This is a genomic window from Lacticaseibacillus camelliae DSM 22697 = JCM 13995 (genome assembly GCF_001311195.1).
GTDB lineage: Bacteria > Bacillota > Bacilli > Lactobacillales > Lactobacillaceae > Lacticaseibacillus > Lacticaseibacillus camelliae.
In genome coordinates, this window is the sequence record NZ_BBAJ01000034.1 from 1 (window position 1) to 23,975 (window position 23,975).

General features: G+C 55.8%; 22 protein-coding genes, 7 pseudogenes and 1 riboswitch. Of the genes and pseudogenes, 19 read left to right on the forward strand and 10 right to left on the reverse strand.

The window, feature by feature from the left end:
* The 6 genes and pseudogenes from JCM13995_RS07575 to JCM13995_RS07600 form a co-directional block, all read left to right on the forward strand.
* Positions 1-196, forward strand: a 196-nt coding sequence (locus tag JCM13995_RS07575; protein ID WP_156314370.1) for a methylated-DNA--[protein]-cysteine S-methyltransferase, incomplete at its 5' end; no start/stop codon positions are given.
* A gap of 77 nt (positions 197-273) precedes the next feature.
* A pseudogene (locus JCM13995_RS07580) lies at positions 274-940 on the forward strand (histidine phosphatase family protein).
* 12 nt (positions 941-952) lie between these two features.
* Positions 953-1,279 (forward strand): tetratricopeptide repeat protein, encoded by a 327-nt coding sequence (locus JCM13995_RS15980; RefSeq protein ID WP_225350785.1) that lies wholly within the window; start codon positions 953-955, stop codon positions 1,277-1,279.
* Positions 1,267-1,617, forward strand: a complete 351-nt coding sequence (locus JCM13995_RS15985) for a hypothetical protein (protein WP_225350786.1) — start codon at positions 1,267-1,269, stop codon at positions 1,615-1,617. The genes JCM13995_RS15980 and JCM13995_RS15985 overlap by 13 nt, the downstream gene beginning before the upstream one ends.
* A pseudogene (recD2, locus tag JCM13995_RS07595) lies at positions 1,610-4,084 on the forward strand (SF1B family DNA helicase RecD2). Before JCM13995_RS15985 ends, recD2 begins: the two are co-directional and overlap by 8 nt.
* A gap of 17 nt (positions 4,085-4,101) precedes the next feature.
* Positions 4,102-5,317, forward strand: a pseudogene (locus JCM13995_RS07600) (GNAT family N-acetyltransferase).
* Positions 5,318-5,396: 79 nt separating this feature from the next.
* Here the strand turns inward: JCM13995_RS07600 and JCM13995_RS15990 are convergent.
* The 4 genes from JCM13995_RS15990 to JCM13995_RS07615 form a co-directional block, all read right to left on the reverse strand.
* Positions 5,397-5,672: a diacylglycerol/lipid kinase family protein gene (locus tag JCM13995_RS15990; RefSeq protein ID WP_263849608.1), complete on the reverse strand. Its 276-nt coding sequence runs from the start codon at positions 5,670-5,672 to the stop codon at positions 5,397-5,399.
* Complete coding sequence (locus tag JCM13995_RS07605; RefSeq protein ID WP_263849609.1) at positions 5,588-6,298, reverse strand: diacylglycerol/lipid kinase family protein; 711 nt, start codon at positions 6,296-6,298, stop codon at positions 5,588-5,590. Before JCM13995_RS07605 ends, JCM13995_RS15990 begins: the two co-directional genes overlap by 85 nt.
* Positions 6,299-6,828: 530 nt before the next feature.
* Positions 6,829-8,511: a ribonuclease J1 gene (gene rnjA / locus JCM13995_RS07610; RefSeq protein ID WP_054664191.1), complete on the reverse strand. Its 1,683-nt coding sequence runs from the start codon at positions 8,509-8,511 to the stop codon at positions 6,829-6,831.
* Between the two features lie 2 nt (positions 8,512-8,513).
* Positions 8,514-8,726 (reverse strand): RNA polymerase epsilon subunit, encoded by a 213-nt coding sequence (locus JCM13995_RS07615; RefSeq protein WP_054664194.1) that lies wholly within the window; start codon positions 8,724-8,726, stop codon positions 8,514-8,516.
* A gap of 215 nt (positions 8,727-8,941) precedes the next feature.
* Between JCM13995_RS07615 and JCM13995_RS07620 the strand changes: the two genes are divergently transcribed.
* Positions 8,942-9,355, forward strand: a complete 414-nt coding sequence (locus JCM13995_RS07620; RefSeq protein WP_082397765.1) for a hypothetical protein — start codon at positions 8,942-8,944, stop codon at positions 9,353-9,355.
* A gap of 68 nt (positions 9,356-9,423) precedes the next feature.
* Here the strand turns inward: JCM13995_RS07620 and def are convergent, their stop codons facing one another.
* Entirely contained in the window at positions 9,424-9,978 is a 555-nt protein-coding gene (def, locus tag JCM13995_RS07625; protein ID WP_054664200.1) for a peptide deformylase, read from the reverse strand.
* Positions 9,979-10,188: 210 nt separating this feature from the next.
* A riboswitch (M-box (ykoK) riboswitch) is annotated at positions 10,189-10,352 on the forward strand.
* 250 nt (positions 10,353-10,602) lie between these two features.
* On the opposite strand from def, the gene JCM13995_RS07630 reads away from it, so the two are divergent.
* A complete protein-coding gene (locus JCM13995_RS07630) occupies positions 10,603-11,412 on the forward strand; it encodes a hypothetical protein (protein ID WP_156314371.1) in 810 nt (269 codons plus the stop codon).
* A 216-nt stretch (positions 11,413-11,628) separates the two neighbouring features.
* Here JCM13995_RS07630 and JCM13995_RS07635 read toward each other — a convergent pair whose 3' ends face one another.
* Entirely contained in the window at positions 11,629-12,066 is a 438-nt protein-coding gene (locus JCM13995_RS07635; protein WP_054664206.1) for an Rrf2 family transcriptional regulator, read from the reverse strand.
* A 74-nt stretch (positions 12,067-12,140) separates the two neighbouring features.
* A pseudogene (locus tag JCM13995_RS13845) lies at positions 12,141-13,006 on the reverse strand (SDR family oxidoreductase).
* 321 nt (positions 13,007-13,327) lie between these two features.
* On the opposite strand from JCM13995_RS13845, the gene JCM13995_RS07650 reads away from it, so the two are divergent.
* The 11 genes and pseudogenes from JCM13995_RS07650 to JCM13995_RS07695 all read left to right on the forward strand — a co-directional run bounded on the left by JCM13995_RS07650 (position 13,328) and on the right by JCM13995_RS07695 (position 22,116).
* On the forward strand, positions 13,328-14,215 hold the full coding sequence (locus tag JCM13995_RS07650; RefSeq protein WP_054664217.1) for a Rossmann-fold NAD(P)-binding domain-containing protein: 888 nt from the start codon (positions 13,328-13,330) through the stop codon (positions 14,213-14,215).
* 2 nt (positions 14,216-14,217) lie between these two features.
* Positions 14,218-14,530: pseudogene (locus tag JCM13995_RS07655) on the forward strand (UPF0223 family protein).
* Positions 14,502-15,271, forward strand: a pseudogene (locus JCM13995_RS07660) (inositol monophosphatase family protein). Before JCM13995_RS07655 ends, JCM13995_RS07660 begins: the two co-directional pseudogenes overlap by 29 nt.
* 177 nt (positions 15,272-15,448) lie before the next feature.
* The gene (gene typA, locus JCM13995_RS07665; protein ID WP_054664220.1) at positions 15,449-17,299 is read left to right on the forward strand and encodes a translational GTPase TypA; all 1,851 of its coding nucleotides are present in this window, start codon (positions 15,449-15,451) and stop codon (positions 17,297-17,299) included.
* A 188-nt stretch (positions 17,300-17,487) separates the two neighbouring features.
* Positions 17,488-18,861 carry an Nramp family divalent metal transporter gene (locus JCM13995_RS07670; RefSeq protein ID WP_054664223.1) on the forward strand — a complete coding sequence of 458 codons (1,374 nt, stop codon included), beginning with the start codon at positions 17,488-17,490 and terminating at the stop codon, positions 18,859-18,861.
* Between the two features lie 122 nt (positions 18,862-18,983).
* Positions 18,984-19,352 (forward strand): GntR family transcriptional regulator, encoded by a 369-nt coding sequence (locus JCM13995_RS07675; protein ID WP_054664226.1) that lies wholly within the window; start codon positions 18,984-18,986, stop codon positions 19,350-19,352.
* The gene (locus JCM13995_RS16940) at positions 19,349-19,483 is read left to right on the forward strand and encodes a hypothetical protein (RefSeq protein WP_263849610.1); all 135 of its coding nucleotides are present in this window, start codon (positions 19,349-19,351) and stop codon (positions 19,481-19,483) included. The genes JCM13995_RS07675 and JCM13995_RS16940 overlap by 4 nt, the downstream gene beginning before the upstream one ends.
* A complete protein-coding gene (locus JCM13995_RS07680; RefSeq protein ID WP_054664229.1) occupies positions 19,423-20,220 on the forward strand; it encodes an ATP-binding cassette domain-containing protein in 798 nt (265 codons plus the stop codon). The genes JCM13995_RS16940 and JCM13995_RS07680 overlap by 61 nt, the downstream gene beginning before the upstream one ends.
* Positions 20,210-20,941 (forward strand): hypothetical protein, encoded by a 732-nt coding sequence (locus JCM13995_RS07685; protein WP_054664232.1) that lies wholly within the window; start codon positions 20,210-20,212, stop codon positions 20,939-20,941. The genes JCM13995_RS07680 and JCM13995_RS07685 overlap by 11 nt, the downstream gene beginning before the upstream one ends.
* A 28-nt stretch (positions 20,942-20,969) precedes the next feature.
* Positions 20,970-21,704: a hypothetical protein gene (locus JCM13995_RS07690; protein WP_054664235.1), complete on the forward strand. Its 735-nt coding sequence runs from the start codon at positions 20,970-20,972 to the stop codon at positions 21,702-21,704.
* A gap of 65 nt (positions 21,705-21,769) precedes the next feature.
* Positions 21,770-22,116 (forward strand): annotated as a pseudogene (locus tag JCM13995_RS07695) (hypothetical protein).
* Between the two features lie 398 nt (positions 22,117-22,514).
* Here the strand turns inward: JCM13995_RS07695 and JCM13995_RS07700 are convergent.
* The 3 genes from JCM13995_RS07700 to JCM13995_RS15995 all read right to left on the reverse strand — a co-directional run.
* Positions 22,515-23,042: a nuclease-related domain-containing protein gene (locus tag JCM13995_RS07700; protein ID WP_054664238.1), complete on the reverse strand. Its 528-nt coding sequence runs from the start codon at positions 23,040-23,042 to the stop codon at positions 22,515-22,517.
* 49 nt (positions 23,043-23,091) lie between these two features.
* Positions 23,092-23,514, reverse strand: coding sequence for a hypothetical protein (locus JCM13995_RS07705; RefSeq protein ID WP_054664241.1), 423 nt, complete (start codon positions 23,512-23,514; stop codon positions 23,092-23,094).
* A gap of 48 nt (positions 23,515-23,562) precedes the next feature.
* On the reverse strand, positions 23,563-23,975 hold a 413-nt coding region (locus JCM13995_RS15995), incomplete at its 5' end, for a hypothetical protein (protein ID WP_225350789.1).

Genomic DNA, 23,975 nt, shown 5'->3' on the forward strand with positions numbered 1-23,975 from the left:
CGACTCGCCGCGCGCGATCGGCAACGCCGTGGGGCATAACCCGATTAGTATCGTCGTCCCGTGCCACCGCGTCGTCGGCAAGCACGGCGAACTGGTGGGGTACGCCGGCGGCATGGACCGCAAAATGATGCTGCTCGGGCTGGAAGGGCACACCATCGATGTGGATAAGGCCTGTTTGATGTCCGCAAAGGCCTGATGATTTTAGCCCCCTTGAATTAGGCGCGGTAAATCGCGATAATTAGTAGTTATATAAGACCATTAGGGGGAGCAAGATTGACGCGGTTATATTTTGTCCGGCACGGAAAAACTGAGTGGAACTTGGAAGGGCGCTACCAAGGCGCAAACGGGGATTCGCCACTGCTCAAGGAAAGCTACGAGGAAATCGGTCAGCTGGCCAATTATCTGACAGTGCGCGGGGTGAAGTTTGCCCACGCGTACATCAGTCCCTTGCCGCGCGCGCAAAAAAACGGCGCAGTACCTGATCAAGCAGCTGGGTCAGGACATTCCGACCACGACGACCGTGGGGATGCGCGAATTCAACCTGGGCCGCATGGAAGGCATGCGCTTTACCGACGTGGAGAAAAAGTACCCCACGGAACTGCACGCGTTCCGCTATGCGCCTGGTGACTACGACCCGACCAAGATTCAGGGCGAGTCGTTTCCCGAGTTGATCCAGCGGATGCAGCCGGTGGTGCTCGATGCCGTTAAAAAGGCCGAGCCTACCGATAACCTGCTGTTTGTCAGCCACGGGGCAGCCCTGGTGGCGCTGATCCAAAGCCTGCTGGGCACGCCCATTAAAGACATGCGCAAGGACGGCGGTTTGACTAACAGCAGCGTCACGATTCTTGACGCGACTGGACCGAAGCTGCCGTTCAAACTGGTCCGCTGGAATGACACAGACTACATCACCAAGAAACTCGATCCAACCGACACGATTTAGGAGGCACTTGCCATGGCGTCATTGACTGACCAATTCAATAATGGGGACCACGACGCGGCGATTCAGGCCGCGGTCAAACGCATCGATGAAAAGCCGACGGACCCAAAGCGGTATTCCGTGTTGGCCACGATGCTGATCGGCATCCACGCCTACGATGAGGCCAGCCAGCTGATCGTCAAGGCGCTGGGGCTGTTCCCAGGCGATGACGAGCTGACCTATGATGCCGGCCTGTTGGCATTTAGCAGGGCAATTCGACGCTGGCTATTAAGTACTTCGCGCAGCTTGCAAACGCCAAAAAGGGGAGCCTCAAGCAGGACGCGCAGTACATGCTGGCGCTGAGCTACCAGCAGGCGGGGCAGGTGCAAAAGGCGCTGGCGTTTGCCCTGACGGCGCATGAGGCGGCCCCGGAAAAGGTGGACGCCGCGCTGCTTTCGGCTGAGCTTTTGCTGGGGCTCGGTGCGTTCAAAGAGGCCGCCAAGCTGTTGGCACCATTTTTGCAGATCAACAACGCGCGGGTGCTGTTTACCTATGGGATGGCGCTGACCGGCCAAAACCTTGATGGCGGCAAGTACCTGGACGAGGCGAAGAAGCTGGATCCGCAGGGCTATGACCAGCAGGCGGGCAAAGTCCGCGACATTGCTGGGTTCCTCAAGGCGCAGGGTGACGCCGATGAATGAAGACGGGCAGCAAAGTGTCAGTGGCCGGGTCAAAAGCATCATTTTCCAAAGCCCGACGACCTTCTTCAAAATCGTCGCGGTGACGATCACTAAAACAAATATTCAGTGGCCCGATGACGAAATTACCGTCACCGGGAATTTTGGTGACATCAAAGAAGACGAGACCTATACGTTCGTCGGTAAAGTGGTCAACCATCCGCGCTACGGCCTGCAGTTCGCGGCAGACAATTATCAGGTCGACAAGCCGACGTCGAAGCAGGGCCTCATCAATTACCTGGCGTCCGACCGCTTTCCCGGCATTGGGAGCATCACCGCCAAAAAAATCGTCGACGCCTTGGGCACCGGTGCCATCGACAAGATCCTCAAGGACGAGAATGTGCTGAAGCCGCTGGGCCTGAACGCGGAAAAAACGCGCGACCTTGGTCGACAACCTCCAGCTGAACCTGGGTATGGAGCAGGTCATCATCGGCCTGAACGACTTTGGCTTCACGTCTAACATGGCGGCCAAAATCTACCAGAAATACAAAACCGACGCGCTGGACGTGATCAAGGAGAATCCGTACCAACTGATCGCCGACATCGACGGCATCGGGTTCAAACGTGCCGACGCCATTGCGGCCAACCTTCACATCGCGCCTGATTCCCAGATTCGGCTGGGTGGGGCGGTGTTGTCCGAGCTGCAGCGGTTGACCGACGGGGAAGGCGACACCTACGTGATGCTGCCCCAACTGGTCAGCTCGGCGGTCGGGGGTGCTGGAAAGCGCCCGCAACGTCGAGGTCGATCCCAACCGCGTGGGCCAGGCGATTTTGACGCTGACGAAAAAGGGTGAGTTGTACGCCGATGACCAGCGCATTTTCCCCAAGCGCTTGTACGACGCGGAAGGCGAGATTGCCACACGGCTGGCCGGCCTGAAGGAGCCGGTCGAGGATCCGCCCACCGATAAAGCCGTCGTCAAGGTGATCAAAACCGTTGAAAAAAAAGCGCTGGCATTCACTACGACGAGACGCAAACCGCCGCTATTAAGCAGGCCCTGAAAAACGAGATTTTTCTTTTGACCGGCGGCCCCGGCACCGGAAAGACCACCGTGGTCAACGGCATCGTGCGCGCCTACGCGGAGCTGAAGGGCCTGAGCCTGGATATTAACTTGTACAAGGACGAGCCGTTTCCGCTGATGCTGGCCGCGCCGACGGGCCGGGCGGCCAAGCGCATCATGGAGACCACCGGCCTGCCGGCGTCGACGATCCATCGGCTGCTCGGGCTGGCCATCGATGCCCAGGAGTACGAACCCAAGGACCTGCCGGACGGACTTTTGGTCGTCGACGAAATGTCGATGGTCGACACCTACCTGTTCCGCACGCTGCTGGCGGCGCTGCACCCCGGCATCAAAGTCATCCTGGTCGGGGATAAGGACCAGCTGCCGTCAGTCGGGCCCGGCCAAGTGTTTGCGGATCTGCTGCGCAGCCGGACGCTGCCGGCGATGGAGCTGCGGCACATTCACCGCCAGGATGAGGACTCGTCCATCATTCCGCTGGCCCACGCGATCAATGCTGGCCGGCTGCCGGCGGACTGGCGCGAAAGCAAAAAGGACCGCTCGTTCATTCTGTGCCCACCGGATCAACTGGCGCGTGTGGTCGGGCAGGTCGTTGGCAAGGCCGCGACCCAGTTCGATAAGGCCGATGTGCAGGTGCTGGCGCCAATGTACCGCGGCGCCGCCGGTATCGACCAGCTCAACCCGCTGATCCAGGACATTTTGAATCCCAAAAAGTCCAACCGCACTAAGGAAGTCGAGTTTGGCCCGGTGAAATACCGCATCGGCGACAAGGTGCTGCAGCTGGTCAACAACCCAGACGCCAATGTCTTTAACGGCGAGCTGGGCATCATCACCGGCATCACGGCGGCCAAGGACGCCGACAGTAAAACCGACGAGCTCACCATTGATTTTGACGGCAACGAGCTGCAATACCAGCGCAGTGACTGGAGCAAGATCACGCTGGCCTACGCGACCTCGATCCACAAGGCGCAGGGCTCGGAGTTTCCGGTGGTGATCCTGCCGCTGACGCTGGGGGCGCGGCGCATGCTGCGGCGAAACCTGCTGTACACGGCGGTGACGCGGGCCCGCGATTTTCTCATTTTAATGGGGGACCCACGGGCGTCGAAACGGCGGTCGAAGCCGTGGCCGACAACCGCCAAACCGCGCTGGTCGACCGGTTGACCAAGGTCATGAAGCAGGACCAGCCGGATATTTTCGCGCCAACTGCGCCGACTGACACGGTGCCTCAAGCACCGGCCACCCGGGTGGTTGACAGTGCGCCGGTTGCTTCGGATAATAATGATAGTGAAGCGATTGATCAAAATAAAGAATACCGCCTGACCAAAGCATTGATCCAGGCTCAGACCATCGACCCGCGCATCGGGCTGAACGGGCTGACGCCGGCCAAGCTGTTGGCAGCGCAGGAGGCTGAGTAAGCCACTAAGGAGTTTTTATGGCAGACGACATCCGCGATTCGCTTGAGATCAGACCGGTCACTCCGGCCAACCTTGAGCAGTTCAACGATTTATTAGCCTACGTGTTTCAAGTCACGGCCAAGGAAGTTGAGGAGTCTGGCTACGAAGACGGTGAGCTCGAGCGGGCTAAGCGGCCGGTGCTCGAAAAGTCCGACGTCATCGGCTGGTGGCAGGGCGACGAGCTGATTTCGCAGCTGGCCATTTACCCGTGCCGCGTCAACATCCACGGTAAGCTGTACGACATGGCCGGGCTGACCGGCGTCGGGACGTACCCCGAGTATGCCGGTCACGGGCTCATGCACGATCTGGTCAAAATTGGCCTTTCGCACATGCGGGACCACCACCAGTGGATCTCGTATCTGTACCCGTACAGCATTCCGTTTTACCGGAAAAAGCTGGGAGATCATGTCCGACCACCTGACGTTCGACGTGAAGGACACCCAACTGCCCAAGGTCGACAATTCGTTGCCCGGTCACGTGGAGCGGCTGGAAATCGATGACCCGGACGTGATCGAGATTTACAACCGGTTTGCCCTGCACAATCACGGGGCAATGATCCGCAACCAGCTCAACTGGGACGAGTACTGGCGCTGGGAGGACGAGGACGAGCGTATCGCCGGGGTTTACTACGACGACAACGATATTCCTCAGGGTTACGTCCTCTACTGGATCGCCGATGAGGTGTTCCACATCAAGGAAATGGTGTACAACACTCAGGAAGCGCGCATCGGCCTGTGGAACTTTGTCGCGGCGCACTTTTCCATGGTCGAGCACGTCAAAGGCGACATTTATAAAAACGAGCCGCTGCACTTCCTGCTCGATGACGGCGACATCATGCAAACCATTCACCCGTACTTCATGGCCCGCATTGTCGATGTGGCCCAGTTCCTCAAGGTTTACCCGTTTGAGGAAGCGGAAAAGCCGTTGCACTTCATCGTGTCCGACCCGCTGGCGGATTGGAACAACGGTGTCTTCGGCCTGTGGTGGGACGAAGGTGGCCACTTGCAGGTGACCGACCGACCAGTCGGGGACCCGGTTAAGCTGGACATTCAGACCCTGACGACGATGCTGATGAGTTACCGCCGGCCGTCGTACTTGGCGAAAATCGAGCGCATCGAAGCCAGCAAGGCCGCCATCAAGCAGCTGGAGCGCATTATTCCCAACGATGAACCGTACTTCTCCGATTACTTCTAACCGAATAGGAGTCAAAAACAAACGTGTCATTGCCTAACGAAAGGGCAGTGACACGTTTGTTTTTGGTCCAGGTTAGTAATTAATTTTTTGTTGGCAGGTTAAACCAGAAGTTCTGCTTGGCCACAGTGAATTCCAGCTCAAACGGGCGGGTCCCCATTTCCTCACCGTCCATTTGGCCCTGTTCCAGTTCTGCTGTTTCCAGGCGCAAGTGGGTGCCCTTGAAGTAGTGCACGCGCTCGTACTTATGCGCCTTGCCGCGGATCATCTGAATCAGGTAAAAAAGGAACGCGACCCAGTTGGGGTGTTCGGCCACGACCAGATCCAGCAGCCCATCGGTGGGCACCGCACCAGGCATGAAGCGAATCCCCCCGCCAAAGTACGGGTGTTGGTGGCATCCACTAGGAAGGCGTTTTGAATGATCTCCATCCGGCCTTGCTGATCGTAGACGATCACCGTGAACGGCTTTTGCGCGAAGAACACGATCACCGCGGTGACAAAATAGGAGAGCTTACCCAGATGGAACCGGTTGAGAAAGGTCTTGATCTGACTGTGCGAACTGTGGGCGATGGTGTTGCCGTCATAGCCGATGCCGACGTTGTTGACAAAATAGCCGCTTTCTTGGTGGGTTTGCTCAGTGTACTGCCCGACGTCCAGGACCAGCGGCTTTTCAGCGCTCAGGACGCATTCAAGCGCCTGCATGGGGTCGTCCGGCAGTCCGATCCCGCGCGCGAAATCGTTGCCGGAACCGGCGGGGATGTAGCCAACTGGGAGGTCAGCTTGCCGCGTCATTTTCAATCCGGTAATCGTTTGGTTAAGTGTCCCATCGCCGCCGATCACCAGCACCACCGCACCGGGATGGTCGTTGAAGCTGCCGATTTGCTTGGCAAGCTGCACCGTGTGGCCGGAGTACCGGCTGACTCGCACCTCATACTCGATTGCGCGGTCGTTCATGACCTTGCGGACTGCCTTTAGCGTGTCCACGCGTTGCCAGAGCCTGCTGCCGGATTGAAAATAATGTAGTAAAATGCCGCCGCCATGCGTTCGCCTCCTCCAAAAATCACTAATACTGATTATACCGGCCAGGCATGAATAACACAATAAATTCAGTGGTACACGATGAATATTTATACGTTTAAATTAAGCTCGCAGCAGTGCGACAGCCTGTGCAGGCGGGATTGGTATCGTCGACGACCTTGCATCCCGCCTTCATAATGAGTTCCGGCGCCATTGGAAGGGAGGACAACCATGTCAAATTTGATTTTCGCATGACGGTGCTGCTGCTCTTGAGAGGCGCCGTTTTTCGCCATCAGCAACAGCGCTCGCGCTTTGATTGGTGCTGCTGGGTCTGGTGCTGCTGGTCGGCGTCAGCGGTTGGGGGATCAGGCTGTTTGACGTGACTGACCTGGTACTTAATTACTCATGGTGGTTTGATCGGGGATGGATTTGTCACTGTGGTTTTGAAAATACAAAAAAATGATTCTCAGCGGTGAGCCGAGAATCATTTTTGCTTTTTACAGCGTGATCAGCATTGGCAGGATCACAGGGTGGCGCTCCGTCTTATCAAACAGGAATTCCTGCAGGTTGGACGTGATCGCATCCTTAAGCATGCCTTCAGTGACTTTTTCGTTGTCCTTGAAGGTGTTCTTAATCGTGCGGTAAACCCGGTGCTGAGCTTGGTTGATCAGCTCACCGGATTCGCGCATGTAGATGAACCCACGCGATAGCAGGTCGGGGCCGGCAAACACGGCCTGTTTCTGCATGTTGATCGTGGCCACGACCACGACCAGGCCTTCTTCGGAAAGCATGCGGCGATCGCGGATGACCGCGTTGCCGATGTCACCGACGCCATTGCCGTCAACGTAGACGTCGCCAGCCGGGAAGTGGCCGGCACGGTGGGCCGTATCGGCAGTCAGTGCCAACACATCACCGTTGTCCATGATGAAGCAGTGGTCGGCTGGGACGTGGCATTCCTGCGCCAGCTCGGTGTGGATCTTCAGCATCCGGTACTCACCGTGAATTGGCATGAAGAACTTCGGCTTCATCAGCCGCAGCATCAACTTCTGCTCCTCCTGGCCGCCGTGACCAGAAGTGTGGACGTTGTTGACCTTGCCGTGAATGACGGTTGCGCCAGCTTCTTCCAGCTCGTTGATCACGTGGTTCACGGAAACCGTGTTGCCAGGGATCGGGTTGGAAGAGAAGACGACGGTGTCGCCAGGCTGAATCGTGATCTGCCGGTGCGTGCCGTTGGCGATCCGAGATAAGGCCGCCATCGGTTCGCCTTGCGAGCCGGTGCAGAGGATCATGACTTTTTCCGCCGGCATCTTGTTGAGTTCGTGCGGATCGATCAGCTCGTCATCTGTGACGTCGAGGTAGCCGAGTTCGCGGCCGTTGACCAGCGCGGTTTCCATCGACCGGCCGAAGACGGCGATTTTGCGCCCGTGCTCACGGGCAGCCTGAATCGCTTGCTCCATCCGGGAGATGTTCGACGCGAAGGTGGCAAAAATGATGCGACCCTTGATGTCGTCGAAAATGTGGCGGATTGAGCGGCCAACGAAGCGCTCAGACTTCGTGAAGTTCGGGATCTCGGCGTTGGTCGAGTCGCTCATTAAGAGCAGCACGCCTTCCTCGCCAAGCTTGGCCATGCGCTGCAGGTTCGGCGCCGGCTGATCGCCGACTGGGGTCAAGTCAAACTTATAGTCCCCAGTTTCCACGATGGCACCGTACGGGGTATGAACCGCGACCCCGAGGGTATCGGGAATACTGTGAGTGGTGCGGAAGAAGTCGACCCAGAGGTTTTTAAACTTCAGGACGTCTTCTTCCTTGATTTCGTGCAGCTCGGTGGAACGCAGCAGTCCGTGTTCCTCCAGCTTGCCGCGAATCAGCGCAGCGGCAAGCGGTGGGGCGTAAACCGGGACATTCGGGACTTCGCGCAGGAAGTACGGAATGCCGCCGATGTGATCTTCGTGCCCGTGGGTGATCACGAGGGCATCGATCATGTCCTTGTGATCCACCAGGTACGAGTAATCAGAAATCACGTAGTCAATGCCCAGCAGGTCATCTTCGGGGAATTTGATCCCGTTATCGATAATGACGATTTCATCCTTGTACTGGACGCCATACATGTTCTTACCGATCTCACCGAGACCGCCGATGGCAAAGACTGCGACTTCATCTTTCTTTATGTTCAAATCCATGATCAGAACTCCGTCAACTTATAGTTTGGGGACTTCTGCTCGTATTCCAAGAAGTTGCCATTGAGCTCCTGCACAAGCTCAATGTTGTAGTCCGTGTGTTCTTCGACAGCAGCGCGCGCAGCGGCCGCGGATTCGGCCTCCATGTAAAGGGTCTGGGTGGTTTCCCGCCGCGGATTGCGGATCTTGTCTGGTTGGTACAATACTTTGTAGATCATTGATAAAAACTCCTTTGCACGCGAAAATGGCCTCAGCGTGAGGATCTTCGCAAATTTTGCCGGTCAAATGTTGAAAACTCAACAGTTATAGATAGTTTAGCATATAAGGAGGGCCGACGCCACCAGCTACCAGCGGCATCGCCGGCCCGAAAGCGGTATAATGAGTAAAAAGGAGGCGAGGCCATGTACTGGTTGCTTGCTGTGATTGCGTCGGTGTGGTCTTCGCCATCGTGATTTGGTTGCGGATCGCCCGCAGGCGTCGCGCGCTGCGCCTGTTTGTCTGGCACAGTCAGCAGCTGACGGACCAAGTCGTTGAAGAGGTCCTGACCGTGCTGCATTGGCCGTATGACAAGCCGCTGCACTCCGCCGCGGTCGCCGATGTCTGGGGCCACGGCATCATGGGCTTTGAGTACGAGACAGAGACACCGAAAATCAAGATCACGCGTGACCGGCTGCAAAATCAGCTGCGTGACACGGCGGAAGATCAGCACATCGCCAGTTCAGATCCGCGTTATCCGGCGTTTGTGATTACCGATTTTTGGGAGCGGGACGGCAAGACGCACTTTGACGTTGCGTTTGTCACGAACGCGCCGACCATTGCCTACCTGCAGGATATCCAGCGCGTCTAGGCGAGAAAAAGCGTCCCTGATGGTTTTGCAAGGGTTTGCCTTGCAGAGTCATCGGGGACGCTTTTGAATCAGTCGATCAAGATGCCTTCAGGGTCCATCTTGAATGGCGTCTTCTTGTTGATGTGATCATAGAATAAAATGCCGTTGAGGTGATCGATTTCGTGCTGGCAGACGATCGCCGGGTAGTTCTTTAGGCGCACCTTCTTGGTTTCGCCCTCGAGGTTTTGATAACGGATGGTGACGCGATCGTGCCGGACCACATAGCCCTCGACATCGTTATCGACCGACAGGCAGCCTTCCCCTTCAGACAACGCGGCGTCCTGCACAGAGTTGGAGATGATCACGGGGTTGACCAGGACTTCCTTAAACAGGATCGTGTCGTCCGGACCTGGGACCAGGACGGCCGCCATGCACTCGGACACACCGACTTGCGGGGCGGCAAGGCCAACGCCTGGCCGAAGGTGATACTTTTTGTTTTCCTCTTCATCCTGACTGACCACAAGGTATTCCATCAGGTCATGGGCCAGCTGTTTGTCTTTATCAGACAAGGGAAATGCCACTTTCTTGGCCCGTGCGCGCAGGATCGGATCACCATCTCTGGTGATATCTTTCATTAAGTACAAGAGAACCCCTCCACTTCGAATCGTTTCCATATTACTGTAGCACAACTGGCAGTCAAGAAAAACCGCGTATCTCGCGGCTGGTGCGCGGTTCCGCTAGATTTTGCGTGCGGTCGGTCTAAATGAGAAAATGCTCATCAGGCCCGATAGACCGGGCCTGGGTGGTTGACAGGCACGGCAAAAGTAAGTAGAATGAACTTTGTAGTGAAATATGGTGCTTTCCGTTAGGTGAGGCTCCTATACGAACAATGCTGCTGCTCAGAAACATCCAGAGATGCCAATGAGTCAACTGCGCCTGTCTATTAAGGCCCGCGCTAATGCAGCTGAGATTTTTTTTCTAGGCGTATAGTGCTAAAACTAAACGATTGGGATGCAAATCGCGCAGGCCTAATCGGTGTGCGCTTTTTTTCAATTCTAGATGAGAAAAATGCGGGTGGAAACCGTAAGCACAACGGTAAGACAACTGGAAGGTGGTGAGCGCAATGAAACAAACAGCGATTGACGGTGGCGGTAGTCCGGACAGTGCGGATCCCGGAAGGTTTGTCATTGTGCCACCACTTAGTTCTACATATAAGTAAATAGGCGCATCGCAAGCCCTCTCTGGGAAGAGAGGAGAACACGATGTTCATGCAAGAATATTCTGGCCTGAGCACGACTCAGGTCAACAAGATGCAGTTCAACTTGCGCACTGTTGCGACGCCACTTCGTTCCACGTTCCCACTGCGCCCAATTGCCATGCTCAGCGCTGGCTTGGGTCTGCTCAGCGACGTCCTGCTTGACCGGGTTTGGCTCGGGCTGGCGCTGACGGCGCTGCTGGTGATCGGTGGCTACGCGGTGCACGCAGCATTTTGCCGCTGGCTGACCAACTTCAATGGCAACCGCCAGGTCCTGGTGGTTCGCGACGGGTTGGTTCGGGGCACCACGCTTGCCGGACTTGTCGCTGGTGACATCGTCAAGATCCCAGCCGGCACGCTGCTGGCGACGGATGTGGCGACCACTGCTTCAGCAACACCAAGCCGCTGGCTTCAGGTTATCCTGAAGTTGACCGGCAAGACAATGCCGCAAGGGGTTGCTCTAGCCGGCAGTCGCGTCAACGAAGACGTTCAGGCGAAAGTGCTGGCTGTGGGCGACGAGCGGTACATTGCGAAAATGGCAAACGACATTTTTGCAGTCAAAAGCGAGCTGCCTTTAGCAATGATTGCCAAGGCCATCCTGGCTAGCATCAAGTGCGCAGTGATCCGGTTGAGCCGGGCACTCGGCGCAAGCAAGTTGATTCGGCAAGTTGAAATTAAAGTCAAGCAGGTTCACGACGACTTGGCCCTGATCCCGCAGGTTGCGGGACGGGCTTCCCTGGTTAAAAGTGACGTGAGTGCGGTCAAAGAGACCGCGTTCCGGTATAACCAGGACCCAGTCACGTCGCCCCGACCCTCAATCTAATTGAAAATGAGATGCCTACCGTCCATCATTCGATGGGCGGTATTTTTGCGTTTTCCTGCTGGGCGTGGAGAGCCGATAGCTCATCCGGCGCGCAAGTTTGGCAGCAGGCGGGTACTCAGGGGCCAACCGAGTCATCAGTTACCCCACAGAAAAAGCGCATTGGTGAGAGCCTTAAGCTCATCATCAATACGCTTTCGAGTTAGTTTTTGATTGTAGCTACCGCATGGTTTTGGCGTCCTGGCGAACCAGAATGTCGGCGATTATCTCTGCCAACGTGTGCTTGGCCATGCTGGCTTCAGTATCGCGTTGAATGGCGGCGTACACGTCATTCAGGGTGTCTTGAATATTGCCGCCAACAATGCACAATGGGTTAGTTTTATCATCGATGTGCAACAGGTTGTGATTGTCCTCAACCGCCAGATAAACGTCGAGCAGAGTGATGTTTTCAGGGGACTTAGCTAGAGTCACCGCGACCTTGCCAGGTTGGCTATTGAGCAGGCCGGCCTTGACTAGTTTAGACATCATTTGCCGCACCATGCTTTGGTTGGCTTCCACGCTTGCGGCAATCGCGGCACTCGATAGGTCGCCGCCGGCATAAATCTGGACGTACGCCAAAATGTGGAGAGCATCACTGAGTTTATGGGAAAATTTCATCGTTTATCCTGCTTTCAGAATGGCGGCGGCAGTGGCGGTGTTACCCACCCGATACTGGTGAAAGGAACCAGGTCCTACGCTTCTGGGCGGTAGCTGCGCTTCAGGAAGGCCGACATGCTTTCTGGCTTATCGCCAGTGATCTTCGCAAAATCGTGAGTGGCCTGGTCGAACAGACCCAGGGCGCCGGCGGCATACATGCTGGCGAGTTCTTCACCATCACCTTCCGCCGCGTAAATTCGGCCGAATTCTGCCGTGGTCACGGGTTTATAGCCAATTTCATGACCGGTGACTTTGGTCATGATCCGTCCTAGTTCTGGCATGGTCAGGGCTTTTTCCTGGGTCAGCGTGTATATTTGGCCAGCGTCGCGCAGTTCCGGTTTTACGGCCAGAGTGGCAATTGCCTTGGCGCTGTCGTCCTGGGTGATAAAACTCATCGCCTGATTGCCGACGGGATAGATCAAGGCCTGGCGCTCGATCAACTCCGGCAAATAAGGGACGAGCGGATCGGCGTACAGCGAGTTTTTCGCGACAGCATATTGGAGGCCGCTGGTTGCAGCTTGCGTGGGGCGTAGGCGTAGTATGGTGACATTCTAAAAGGATTATTCTCCTGGTCGGCATAAAAACTGACGAACACGACAGACGGCACCTTCGCGAGTTTGAGCGCTTTAATTGAGTTTTCAAATTCGGTGATTCGCTGTAAGACATCGTAGGTTTTGCTGGGAATGTAGATGACGACGTCTTGACCAGAGAAAGCCTGACGCATGGTCTCGACGTTGAGGTAATCCAGAGCGACCGTGTTGATCCCTCGCTCGCTCAGGGCAGTGGCTTTTGCTGGGGTGTGCACAGCCGCGGTTAACGCGGACGCGCCGACCAGAGCGACCAACTGATCGATGACTTTGCGACCGAGATGTCCGGTAGCGCCAGTGATGAGATATCTCATGAATTGGGCCTCCTAGTAGAATGATGGACTGACATGACCTGGTGTTTTTCTGTGATTAACCTGTTGCTTTAATAATAACAGCTAATAAACATTATGCAAGAATTTTTCCGAAACATTTATATGTACAGTGGCATTTCGGTGGGGAAAGTGCGATAGTCCACTAGTTCAGGGACCGGCATCTCCCCTGAAAACTGCGCGTGTTCCCTAGTTAGACACGCCCGCCACTGTCCACGATCCAGTGTCCACGTTTTGACATGAAACTGTATCCTCTTCTCGCGCAGCAATTGTTTAATATGGCATTAAGAGAGTTGGAGGGTAAGCATGCAAAAAGTAGTGGTTTGTGGGGACACTGCGGCGACGGAAGACATCGCCGCCAAACTGATCCAGAGTCGGTTGCCGCTGACGGTCCTGCTTGACGCGCCGGATGCTGATAAGGTGGGCATGGATGGTCTGATCGCACTGGCGGCGGTGAGTGAAAATCCGCTTCAAAAGGCGACGCCGAAGCAGTTGGCCGACACGGATGTGCTTGTCATCACCGATTTTGCCGACGGGGCGGCGGAAATGGTGCAGGCGGCCAATCTGGCCGGCATGCGGCGCGTACTGAAGTCGGCCATGGGGGTCGGTTTTGCCGGCAAGGTGCTGGTGGCGACACAGGAAAGTGAGCTGTGCACCTATTTTGCGCAGCGCTTTTCAGGACTGAAGGCCAACGCGGTGATGGGCATCGGGACGATGGGGCTGACCCGCTGCTTCGAGCACAGCCTGGCGCGCGAGTTTGACGTGCCGGCCGGGGCCGTGACGGCTTACGTCATCGGCACCCAGCCTGACTTCACGCTGCTGTGGAGCCGGGCGTACATCGGCGCGACGACGGTGATGAGCCTGCTTCAGGAAACCGACGACGCGGCCGGCCTCATGACGCGCGTGCAGGCGGCTTGTCAGGCATACGCTAGGGCAGCAGATGGCCACAGTTTCTGCGGCCTGATCGAGCGGCTGCTGGCGGCCAATGCTGGCAGCGCCTTGATTGCCCCAGTGGCGGTGCGCTACGATGAGGGGGACCAGCCGCTGGTGTACTCGCGGCCGGTTCAAATTGATCGACGCGGGGTGACGGCAGTCGCGAGCGTTAGTGGGTCCGAAGCCGAGCAGCAAAGCCTGGCTGAGGCGCTGACGCGGCTTTCCGCGCAAATCGCCGCGATCGAGGCAGGAGAGAATTGAATTTGAAACCCAACTATGAATACCCATTGGACTTGGATTGGTCCAAGGCGACATGATCAAGGTCACCACTCTGTACAGCTTGGTAGAAGACGCTTATGAAAAAGGGGTCGACCGCGCCAACTTGCAGGCCGCCTACGCCGCGTTCAAAACGGTCGTGCCGACAAGGGGACTGAGCGGCAGCTGGACCGGGAGTTCGAGCAAGCCTCGGGCTACTCAATTTACCGCGTGATGAAGGCGGCGCAAGGGACCAGCTCAGGCCGCGTGCGCATGAAGGAGGCAACCCGCAATGCTGAAAGCACTCGCAGCAAACATTGAAGCCTGGCTGACTGAAAGCCGCACGCGCATCCTGACGGCGATGCAAACGCCGGTCAGCGTGGCCACAAAAACGGGTCGCAACGACCTCGTGACCAACGTCGACGCCGACAATCAGGCCTTTCTGGTGGGCAAGATTCGCACCGCCTATCCGCAGGCCAAAATTGAGGCCGAGGAAGGCACCGCCGCCAAGGTCACTGACTTAGACGGCCTGGTTTTTTTTGTCGACCCCATTGACGGCACGATGAATTTTGTCAAGCAGCGGGCCAACTTTGCCGTGATGATCGGCGTTTATCAGGACGGGCCCCGCTATACGGCGCCATCATGGACGTGATGCGCAATGAGCTGGTCACCGGTGGGCCGAGCCTGCCCCCGGCGCTGAACGGCCAGCCGGTGAGCCTGCCACTTGACCGCTTGCTGAAAGATGGCCTGCTGGGTGCCAGCGGGCCGATGACTATTCACAACTACCTGAACTTGGGTGACATCGCTTTGGCTAGCTCCGGTGCGCGGATCTCCGGGTCTGCGGGCATGGAGTTCAAGGCCATTACGTTGGGGCAGCTGGTGGGCTACGTCTCCTACCTGCAGCCTTGGGACATTGCGGCGGGGATGGCGATCGGCGCCGGGTTTGGTCTGCAATGCAGCCGCCCGGACGGTCAGCCTGTTGACCTGCTTCAAGCCGGCGTGGTAGTTGCCGCCATGCCGCAGGCACACGCCGAGATCCTGCACCGGATGCAAGCAAAGTAGTTTTCAAGGATTCCTCGCACGACTTTTCAGAAAAGCTATCCGAGGAGGCCCGTTTGTGCTATACTCTTATTTCGAAGACTGTCTCAGAAGAGGCATGTTTTTTTATGCCAGAACCAGCGCCGAGTTGGTTGGCATTCTGCAGCCACACAAGGCCATTCTGAAAGGAAGTTAATTAATTTGAAGACTCGCGACGATATTCGCAATATTGCGATCATTGCCCACGTTGACCACGGTAAGACCACTTTGGTCAACGAAATGTTAAAGCAGTCCGACACGTTGCCGGAACATATGCAGATCGGGGACCGCGCGCTTGATTCCAACGCGATCGAAAAGGAACGCGGGATCACCATCCTGTCGAAGAACACTGCCGTTAAGTACGGTGACACGACCATCAACATCGTGGACACGCCAGGGCATGCTGACTTCGGTGGGGAAGTTGAACGCATCATGAAGATGGTCGATGGCGTGCTGTTGGTCGTTGACGCGTTTGAAGGCACGATGCCCCAGACCCGCTTCGTTTTGAAAAAGGCCTTGGAACAACACCTGACCCCAATCGTCGTGATCAACAAGATCGACCGTCCCGGTGCCCGTCCGGCAGAAGTCGTCGACGAAGTCCTCGAATTATTCATCGAACTGGGTGCTGACGAAGACCAGCTCGAGTTCCCAATCGTGTACACGTCCGCCATTAACGGCACGTCCAGCTACTCGGACAAGCCGGAAGACCAGACGCACACGATGAAGCCGCTGTTTGACACCATCTTGAAGACCATTCCGGCGCCGGAAGATACATCCGACCAGCCGCTGCAGTTCCAGGTTTCCATGCTGGACTACAACGACTACGTAGGCCGGATTGGGATCGGCCGGGTGTTCCGCGGTTCAATCTCCGTTGGTGACAACGTGACCTTGATGAAGCTGGACGGCTCGACTAAGAACTTCCGCGTCACCAAGATGTTCGGGTTCTTCGGTCTGAAGCGGATCGAGATTCAGCACGCCGAATCCGGCGATCTGATCGCCGTTTCCGGGATGGAAGACATTTACGTCGGTGAAACCGTCGCCGCTGCCGATCACCCAGAAGCACTGCCGATTCTCCGCATCGATCCGCCGACTCTGCAGATGATGTTCATGCAAAATGACTCACCGTTTGCCGGCCGTGAAGGCGACAAGGTCACCGCGCGTAAGCTGGAAGACCGCCTGAAGGCCCAGCTGCAGACCGATGTCTCACTGCGCGTTGACGACACCGACAAGGCTGGCGCCTGGATGGTTTCCGGTCGTGGTGAACTTCACCTTTCGATTTTGGTCGAAGAAATGCGCCGTGACGGCTTTGAGCTTCAGCTCGGCCGGCCGGAAGTCATCTATCGCGAAATCGATGGCCAGATCATGGAGCCGTTTGAAGAGGTCCAGATCGACATTCCTAGCAAGTACACCGGCACCGTTATCGATGCGATGTCCCAGCGCAAGGGTGAGATGCAGGACATGTCCGATGAGGGCAACGGCCAGACGCGTTTGGTCTTCCTGACCCCGTCGCGTGGCCTGATTGGTTACTCGACTGAATTTCTTTCCTCGACCGGTGGTTACGGCATCATGAACCACACCTTTGAAAAGTACATGCCAGTGGTTCGCAACTGGACGCCTGGCCGTGTCAATGGTGCGCTGGTTTCCATCAACGCAGGCGTGGCCACGACTTACTCTCTGCAGAGCATTGAGGAACGCGGGCAGCTGTTTGTTGACGCCGGCACTGAAGTTTACGAAGGCATGATCGTCGGCATGAACAACCGTGAAACCGATATCGCCGTTAACGCGACGAAGGGCAAGAACTTGACTAACACCCGTGCGGCCGGGAAAGACCACGCGGCGGCCATCAAGACTCCGAAGAACATGAGCCTTGAAGAGTCGATCGAGTTCCTGAACGACGACGAGCTTTGCGAAGTCACCCCGAAGAGCGTGCGGCTGCGCAAGAAGATCTTAAACACTGGCGAGCGTCAAAAGGTCGCTAAGCGTAAGAAGATCGCCACCACAGACAAGAAGTAATTTTGTTAAGACGCTGAGAACCGTTACCACAACTATGTGGTGGCGGTTTTTGCGTTGGCCCGCAAAAAGTCCTGACCCGGGCAAATTAGGGGCTTTCGGGAAGGCTAAAATATCGCTATACTTACATATGAAGTTTTATCATATACCTAGAGCATATTTGGGGAATCATGAGAAGGGGAGGTGGCGTGATGGCAAAGTCATCCCGAAAAGAGCACCAAGTCATGTTCGCTGAAGAGGAGGCCGGCTCGAAAAGCCTGGACGAAATCAACGGCAGCATTAAGGTCCCGAAGAACGCCGGATTCTGGAAAACCCTGCTGACCTACACGGGACCCGGGATCCTGATCGCGGTCGGCTACATGGATCCCGGCAACTGGATCACCTCGATCGCCGGGGGCGCGCAGTTCAAGTACACGCTGTTGACAGTGGTCCTGATTTCCAGTTTGACTGCGATGCTGCTGCAGGCGATGGCCGCCCGGTTGGGCATTGTGACCGGGAAGGACTTGGCGCAGCTCACCCGTGAGCGCACGGGTAAAGCCACTGGCATTATTTTGTGGATCATCACCGAGTTGGCGATTATGGCGACCGATGTCGCGGAAATCATCGGGTCGGCGATTGCGCTGGAGCTGCTGTTCAAGATCCCGCTAATCGTCGGCATCATCATTACTTCTGCCGATGTGTTGATTCTGTTGTTGCTGATGAAGTTAGGCTTCCGCAAAATTGAGGCCATCGTCGCGGTGCTGGTTGCCGTGATCCTGCTGGTCTTCACATACGAAGTTTTACTTTCTAAGCCAGATGTCGGGCAGATGCTGCAGGGCTACATTCCGTCCCCGCGCATTCTGACGAACCGCTCTGAGCTGTACTTGGCCCTGGGGATCGTCGGCGCGACCGTTATGCCGCATGACCTTTACCTGGGCTCGTCGATTTCGCAGACCCGCGCGGTCGATCGCTCGGACCACAAAGCCGTTAAGCGGGCGATCCGTTTCAGCACCATCGATTCCAACATTCAGCTGAGCATCGCGTTCATCGTGAACTCGCTGCTGCTGATCTTAGGGGCGGCGCTGTTCTTTGGCACCAACTCCGACCTGGGCCGCTTCGTCGACCTGTTCAACGCCTTGCAGGACAGCAAGGTCGTCGGCGCCATCGCTAGCCCGGTCCTGTCGATGCTGTTCGCCGTGGCGCTGCTGGCGTCCGGCCAAAGCTCGACCATCACCGGCACCCTGGCCGGCCAGATCATCATGGAAGGGTTCATCCGGCTGAAGATGCCGCTGTGGGCCCAGCGCTTGCTGACCCGGTTGCTGTCGGTCACCCCAGTTTTGATTTTTGCCATTATTTACAAAGGTAACGAGGCCAAAATTGAAGGCCTGCTGACGTTCTCTCAGGTGTTCCTGTCGGTGGCCTTGCCGTTCGCAGTGGTGCCGCTCGTCCAGTACACCTCCAGCGAGGAGTTAATGGGCGAGTTCAAGAACCGAGCGTGGGTCAAGTACGCGGCGTGGTTTGTCACAATCGTGCTGGTCATCCTGAACGTCTGGCTGATTCTCCAGACCCTCGGCATTAATATTTAAATCAAAAGTCGTCCAGATATTTGGACGACTTTTTTTGTTGACGTCCTTTCGTTAAGGGGGTATCTTGACAGCGTAGGTTAGTTACTCAACTAATTAACTAAACAACTGGAAGGAGGCGGCCCATGAAATTCGATGCTAGCAGCGTCGTGCCGCTGTATCAGCAAATCGCCGACCAGTTCACGGCGGGGATTCTGAGCGGCGCGTTCGCTGAGGACACGCAAATTCCGTCGACGACTGAAGTGGCGAAGACCTACGCCATTAATCCGGCCACCGTGCTAAAGGGGATGAACGTTTTGGTCGATTTGGGGTTGATCGAGAAGCGGCGCGGCATCGGGATGTTCGTGGTGCCTGGGGCGCAGGCTAAGATCAAGGCGAAGCGCAAGCATGATTTTTACGCCGAGCGCATCGCGAACTTGATTGCGGCCGCCAAGGCGTTGGACATCAGTCAGGCGGAACTGATCGCCGCGATAGAAGAGGGGTATGGGGCATGAGCAAGTTAGAGTTCAAGCAAGTGACACGCAACTTCGGCGCCAACAAGGTGCTGCGCGGCGTCAACATGACATGGGAGCCGGCCAGCTGTACGGCTTGCTCGGCCGCAACGGCGCCGGCAAAAGCACGCTGATGAAAATCGTCAACAACCGCCTTTTCCCGACGGCCGGCAAGGTGCTGCTGGACGGCAAAAGCGTTACCGAAAATGCTGACGCCCAAAATCGCATTTTCCTGATGAGCGCGGCGATGCTGTACCCAGGCGATAGCCGGATCGAGCAGCTGTTTACGCTGACGCGGGAGATGTACGGGAGTTTCGATGACGAACTGGCCGCTCACCTGGCCAAGGCGTTTGGGCTGGATCCGCACCAGCGGTTCCGCAAGCTGTCGACCGGGTATCGCACCATCGCCAAGCTGATCATCGCGTTGTGCGTACCGTGCGAGTTCGTGATGCTGGATGAGCCGGTGCTGGGGCTGGACGCGAATAACCGGGAGATTTTCTACCAGGAGTTGGCCAATACTTTTGCCAGCAAGCCGCGGACGTTCATCATCGCGTCCCACCTGATCGAGGAAATCGAGAATCTGGTCACGCATGTGTTCGTGCTGGACGGCGGGACCATCACCTTGGACGAGGACGTGGCCGACCTAACCGCCAAGGGCCGCGTGGTTACGGGTCCGACGGCACTGGTTCACGAGTGGCTCGGCGGCACCTGCACGCTGCGCGAAGTGGCGCTGGGCGGCATGTTGACGGCATACACGTTGGATGCGCCACTGGAAAAGCCGGTGCCGGCAGGCGTCACAGTCGGCGGCATGGATCTGCAACAGATGTATCTGGAGCTGACCCGCAACGGGGGTGAAGTCGATGAGGCGTAAATTTCAGGCGATGCTGAAAGTGCAGCTGCAGATGATGAGTATCGTCATGATTGGCGGCCTGGTTGGCTGGGGCGTGCTGGTGGGGATGAGTGTGTTCGGCGGCGCGTCTGATGCCAACGGCTGGTCTGGCGAGTTTATTGGCCTGTACATCGCTGCAATTTTGGGCTATTTTGCCATGCCCTGGGCGCTAGGGTCGGCGTTTCAAAACGGGGTCAGTCGCAAGCTTTATCTGCAAACCGCAGCGGTCGGGCTGGTAGCTTGTTCCGCGCTGCTGGCGGTGTTCGTCACCATGGTCAGTCTCATTCCCCTGGTTCGCGGTACGGGCAGTTTTCTCGCTTCTGTTTATCACCTAACTGGGCCAACTGGGGTGCTGATGGGTGCTGTGCTGCGGCTGGTGGCATACTTAGCTTTCGCAGCCATCGGGGCAGCCCTCGGTTTTGCCACCCTGCCACTCAGCGGAAAGATCAGGTTTGCGCTGGTGTTTGGTGTGTATGGGCTGATGGTGCTGCCGGGGCTGGCACTGGTGCTGATTATGCTGGCATTGCCGAGTCTGGCCACCGATTCGGGCGTGCTCCAGTTCCTGCTGGCGCTGATTGGACTGCCGCTGCACGGGGCGCCTCAGCCGCTGATCCTGCTTTTGGTCTTCGCAGTGGTGACGGTCGGGTTTGGCTTTCTGGCGGCGCGCTTAGGTGGCCGCGCCGAACTCAACGACCGGGTTTAGGAGGGAAAAGTCATGAAAAAAACAGGTCATGTTAAAAACTCAGCTTCTGGACCTGGCGAAACCGTTTCTCATCTTTGCGGTGGTGATGCTTGGACTTAGTTTTGTCTTTGTCGTCGGTATCAACTCGATGATCGGCGCCAAGATGGACTGGAACCAGCCCTTCGGCAACACTATGATTGTGCCGACCGGCATTTTCACCCTTGCAGCAGGCATGATCCTGACCCCCAAATGGCTGCGTCTGGCCGCTCAGTTCGGGATCCCGCGCTGGCAGCAGTTTTGGACGCAGCTGACCGGCTGGCTGTGCTATGGCTTGGTCGGGTTTGCCCTTGACTGGCTGATCATGACCATCTTCGGCGTACCGATGCTGTTCATCAAGGAGCTTGGGTACTCGGGGACGTACACATCAGTTGCGTGGGTCGCCAACGCGCTGTTCATTGTGCTGGTGTTCGCCTCACTCGGCGGCATTGGAATGTTCTTCAACGTGCTGATGCAGCGGGTGGACCGGGTGGCAGCAGCCTTGACGCTTTGCGGGGTGATCATTGCCGTTGCGTTGGCCTGGTTCCCGGTCGGCCGGCTGATTGCGCCTTCCGACAGTGATGCGGCGGCGCTGACTCGGCACTTGGCCAGCGGCTCGCTGACCCAGACGCTGCCGGCAGCTCAGGCGAACCCGTTTTTGATCGTGGCAGCAGCGCTGTTGGTCTTCGCTGTAATCTTTGGGTTGACCGCGCTGGGGATGCGGCGCATGACCGTGGCCGAGCAGTAGGCGAGGCGAATTGCTTGCCTCTGCGCTGACCCGCGCGTAAAGTGAGCGCGAAAGGGGCGGTTTAGATGTTAGACGTGAAGAACAGTATCGATAACCTGGAATGGACCACCACCCATCACTTGGCGCACATTCAGAATCAGCATCCGTTCATGCGCCGGTGGGCGGTGCAATTTGAGCTCGCATACACCGATTTCCGCGTGATTCAGATGGCGTTGCAGATGGACGCCAGCACCACGAACTGCTGGCCGATTTCAGTCAGACGTACGAGGCCATTCACAACTACGAGTTTGCCTTTGCCGGCGACGGGCTGGAAGGCTTTAACCAACAATACGGTGGCGAGTTGGACGAATACGCAAACCAGGTCGACCATTTTGAAGATCTGATTGATCAAATTCGGGACCTAGAGCCATGATTTTTGCGGCGTGGAAGCGGTGGACTTTGCACAATCTGCGAACACAGTTTAAAGTCCCAACGGACATGTATAAGTCGTGCTGATTAATGATCATCCTAATCAAGATCGTCTGGTATCACGGTTTTCAATCGCGAGCACTGTTAGAAATGAAGGACTGACCCGAATACATTCGGGCCAGCCTTTTTAGGATTAGATATTCGTCTTTCAGATGCAGTCACTCAATAATTTCAGTTTCGATGCACTTGGCAATCTCCGCGGTGCGCTCCGCCGTCATTACTGTCTTTGGCATGTGTTCATAATAGTTTCTAAAACTGGCTAAGCTAGAGAAGCCGTCCGGTTCAGAGACATTGCGTCCGGTGAATTCTTCGGCATCGGCGTTCTTAGAGTCGTCATCGTCGTCAAGCCGGCCATTTAAATCGACAATCGTGTTGGCATTCGACTGGGGGGTACACGTACAGCACAAAGCCATGAACGAACGGGGGGATCTGTAAGTGGCCCTTCAAAAATCTGTGCAGTTTGGCCATTGTCGTTTTCACTTGTTGTGCAGGGTCGTGCCAGTTTGCATAGCCTTCGAGTGCCTCGTCAGTCTTGGCAACCAGCGTGAAGAACTCTGAAGGATTCAGGTTGCGGATAGTACCAGGCAGTGAATCTTTGATGATCGGCCAAAATGCGGCGCACTCTTGCCTGAGCTGGGTGAGGGTGATCTCGTGATAAATGGTGCCGCTCCAGTACTTGGTCTCGAGAACAAACAGGCCGCGGTGACTCAACAAGAGATGATCAATCTGCCGATTCGGCTCGCCGTCATTGAGGCTGAGGAACAAGTTGGCGTATATTTTAATACCGTCTTCGGGATACTGCTCCTGCAGGGCTCGTGCCATCTTGTAGGTTTCGTATTCTCCGCGGTTGGTGTATTGACGTTCTTGCATCTGAATAACCTTCTTCCCGTTCCGTGAGACTCCATCACTCTACATTCAACTAATTGTCATTTATATTATTTGAAAGGCCCGATTCTGGTACCTCGTAAATTGTCGTATAGGTTGCTTTTTCCATATCAATGGACGTTTGTTGATTATAATCCACGACAGTCACATCTTTTTCACGGGGAATCTTGTGGTGATCAATCAGATCCTTCATGAAATCTTTGGTTTCATCCGTATCAAAATTGTAGGATAACTCAATCTTTTGATTATCGCTAGAGACCTTGGGTCCTTGTGTCGGGTCATCAGTTTCTTTTAGACCAAATGTGACTTTAACGTGTTCGTGCAGAACTGTGTCAAATTCAATCACAATCTTGTCAGTTAACAGTTTATTTACTACTTGTTCACGGGGCACTGCGCTGTCATAGAGGCCATACTTGTCGTTGGCATTTATGCCTTTCTGTTGTTCAAATGTGTCCATTTTTTTTAAACATGTCCCCGGTAAGAATAATATTGTTCTTCCCAGGTTCTAGGAAAGGAATGTATAGCTTTCGGTTTGCCCCCGTGCCTTTATTGAAACATATACAAACGTGGTGGATAGCTCGCCATACAGTAGTCTAAGTTCGAAAAGTTCAATACTATCTTTCCGTGTTTTATTTAAGTAATCGACATACGAGCTGATATTTGTTGTGTCAATCTCGCTGTTATCTTGCTTAACTTGTTGTAATCCCGTCGAGCTAATGAACAGCCTATCACCTGGTTGTATTCTGGGTGTCGAATCATTTCGTCTGTATGTTTTCGGGAAGAAATATAGCATCGGTCTGACTCGGTTGTATTCTCTTGCCTGCTGTATTTCATTTTCGCTTTGTTCTTGATCTCTTTGTCTCTTTCGTTCCTCCTCAAACTGTTTCTTTTGTCTCTCTTCTTCATCCTTCATTTGTT

What these genes read in the sequence shown, in the direction of transcription:
- JCM13995_RS15980 (WP_225350785.1), top strand. Translation starts at nt 953, where the DNA reads ATGGCGTCATTGACTGACCAATTCAATAATGGGGACCACGACGCGGCG.
- JCM13995_RS15985 (WP_225350786.1), top strand. Translation starts at nt 1,267, where the DNA reads ATGCTGGCGCTGAGCTACCAGCAGGCGGGGCAGGTGCAAAAGGCGCTG.
- JCM13995_RS15990 (WP_263849608.1), bottom strand. Translation starts at nt 5,672, where the DNA reads ATGCCTGGTGCGGTGCCCACCGATGGGCTGCTGGATCTGGTCGTGGCC.
- rnjA (WP_054664191.1), bottom strand. Translation starts at nt 8,511, where the DNA reads ATGGATTTGAACATAAAGAAAGATGAAGTCGCAGTCTTTGCCATCGGC.
- JCM13995_RS07615 (WP_054664194.1), bottom strand. Translation starts at nt 8,726, where the DNA reads ATGATCTACAAAGTATTGTACCAACCAGACAAGATCCGCAATCCGCGG.
- JCM13995_RS07630 (WP_156314371.1), top strand. Translation starts at nt 10,603, where the DNA reads ATGCAAGAATATTCTGGCCTGAGCACGACTCAGGTCAACAAGATGCAG.
- JCM13995_RS07635 (WP_054664206.1), bottom strand. Translation starts at nt 12,066, where the DNA reads ATGAAATTTTCCCATAAACTCAGTGATGCTCTCCACATTTTGGCGTAC.
- JCM13995_RS07650 (WP_054664217.1), top strand. Translation starts at nt 13,328, where the DNA reads ATGCAAAAAGTAGTGGTTTGTGGGGACACTGCGGCGACGGAAGACATC.
- JCM13995_RS07670 (WP_054664223.1), top strand. Translation starts at nt 17,488, where the DNA reads ATGGCAAAGTCATCCCGAAAAGAGCACCAAGTCATGTTCGCTGAAGAG.
- JCM13995_RS07675 (WP_054664226.1), top strand. Translation starts at nt 18,984, where the DNA reads ATGAAATTCGATGCTAGCAGCGTCGTGCCGCTGTATCAGCAAATCGCC.
- JCM13995_RS16940 (WP_263849610.1), top strand. Translation starts at nt 19,349, where the DNA reads ATGAGCAAGTTAGAGTTCAAGCAAGTGACACGCAACTTCGGCGCCAAC.
- JCM13995_RS07680 (WP_054664229.1), top strand. Translation starts at nt 19,423, where the DNA reads ATGGGAGCCGGCCAGCTGTACGGCTTGCTCGGCCGCAACGGCGCCGGC.
- JCM13995_RS07685 (WP_054664232.1), top strand. Translation starts at nt 20,210, where the DNA reads ATGAGGCGTAAATTTCAGGCGATGCTGAAAGTGCAGCTGCAGATGATG.
- JCM13995_RS07690 (WP_054664235.1), top strand. Translation starts at nt 20,970, where the DNA reads ATGTTAAAAACTCAGCTTCTGGACCTGGCGAAACCGTTTCTCATCTTT.
- JCM13995_RS07700 (WP_054664238.1), bottom strand. Translation starts at nt 23,042, where the DNA reads ATGCAAGAACGTCAATACACCAACCGCGGAGAATACGAAACCTACAAG.
- JCM13995_RS07705 (WP_054664241.1), bottom strand. Translation starts at nt 23,514, where the DNA reads ATGGACACATTTGAACAACAGAAAGGCATAAATGCCAACGACAAGTAT.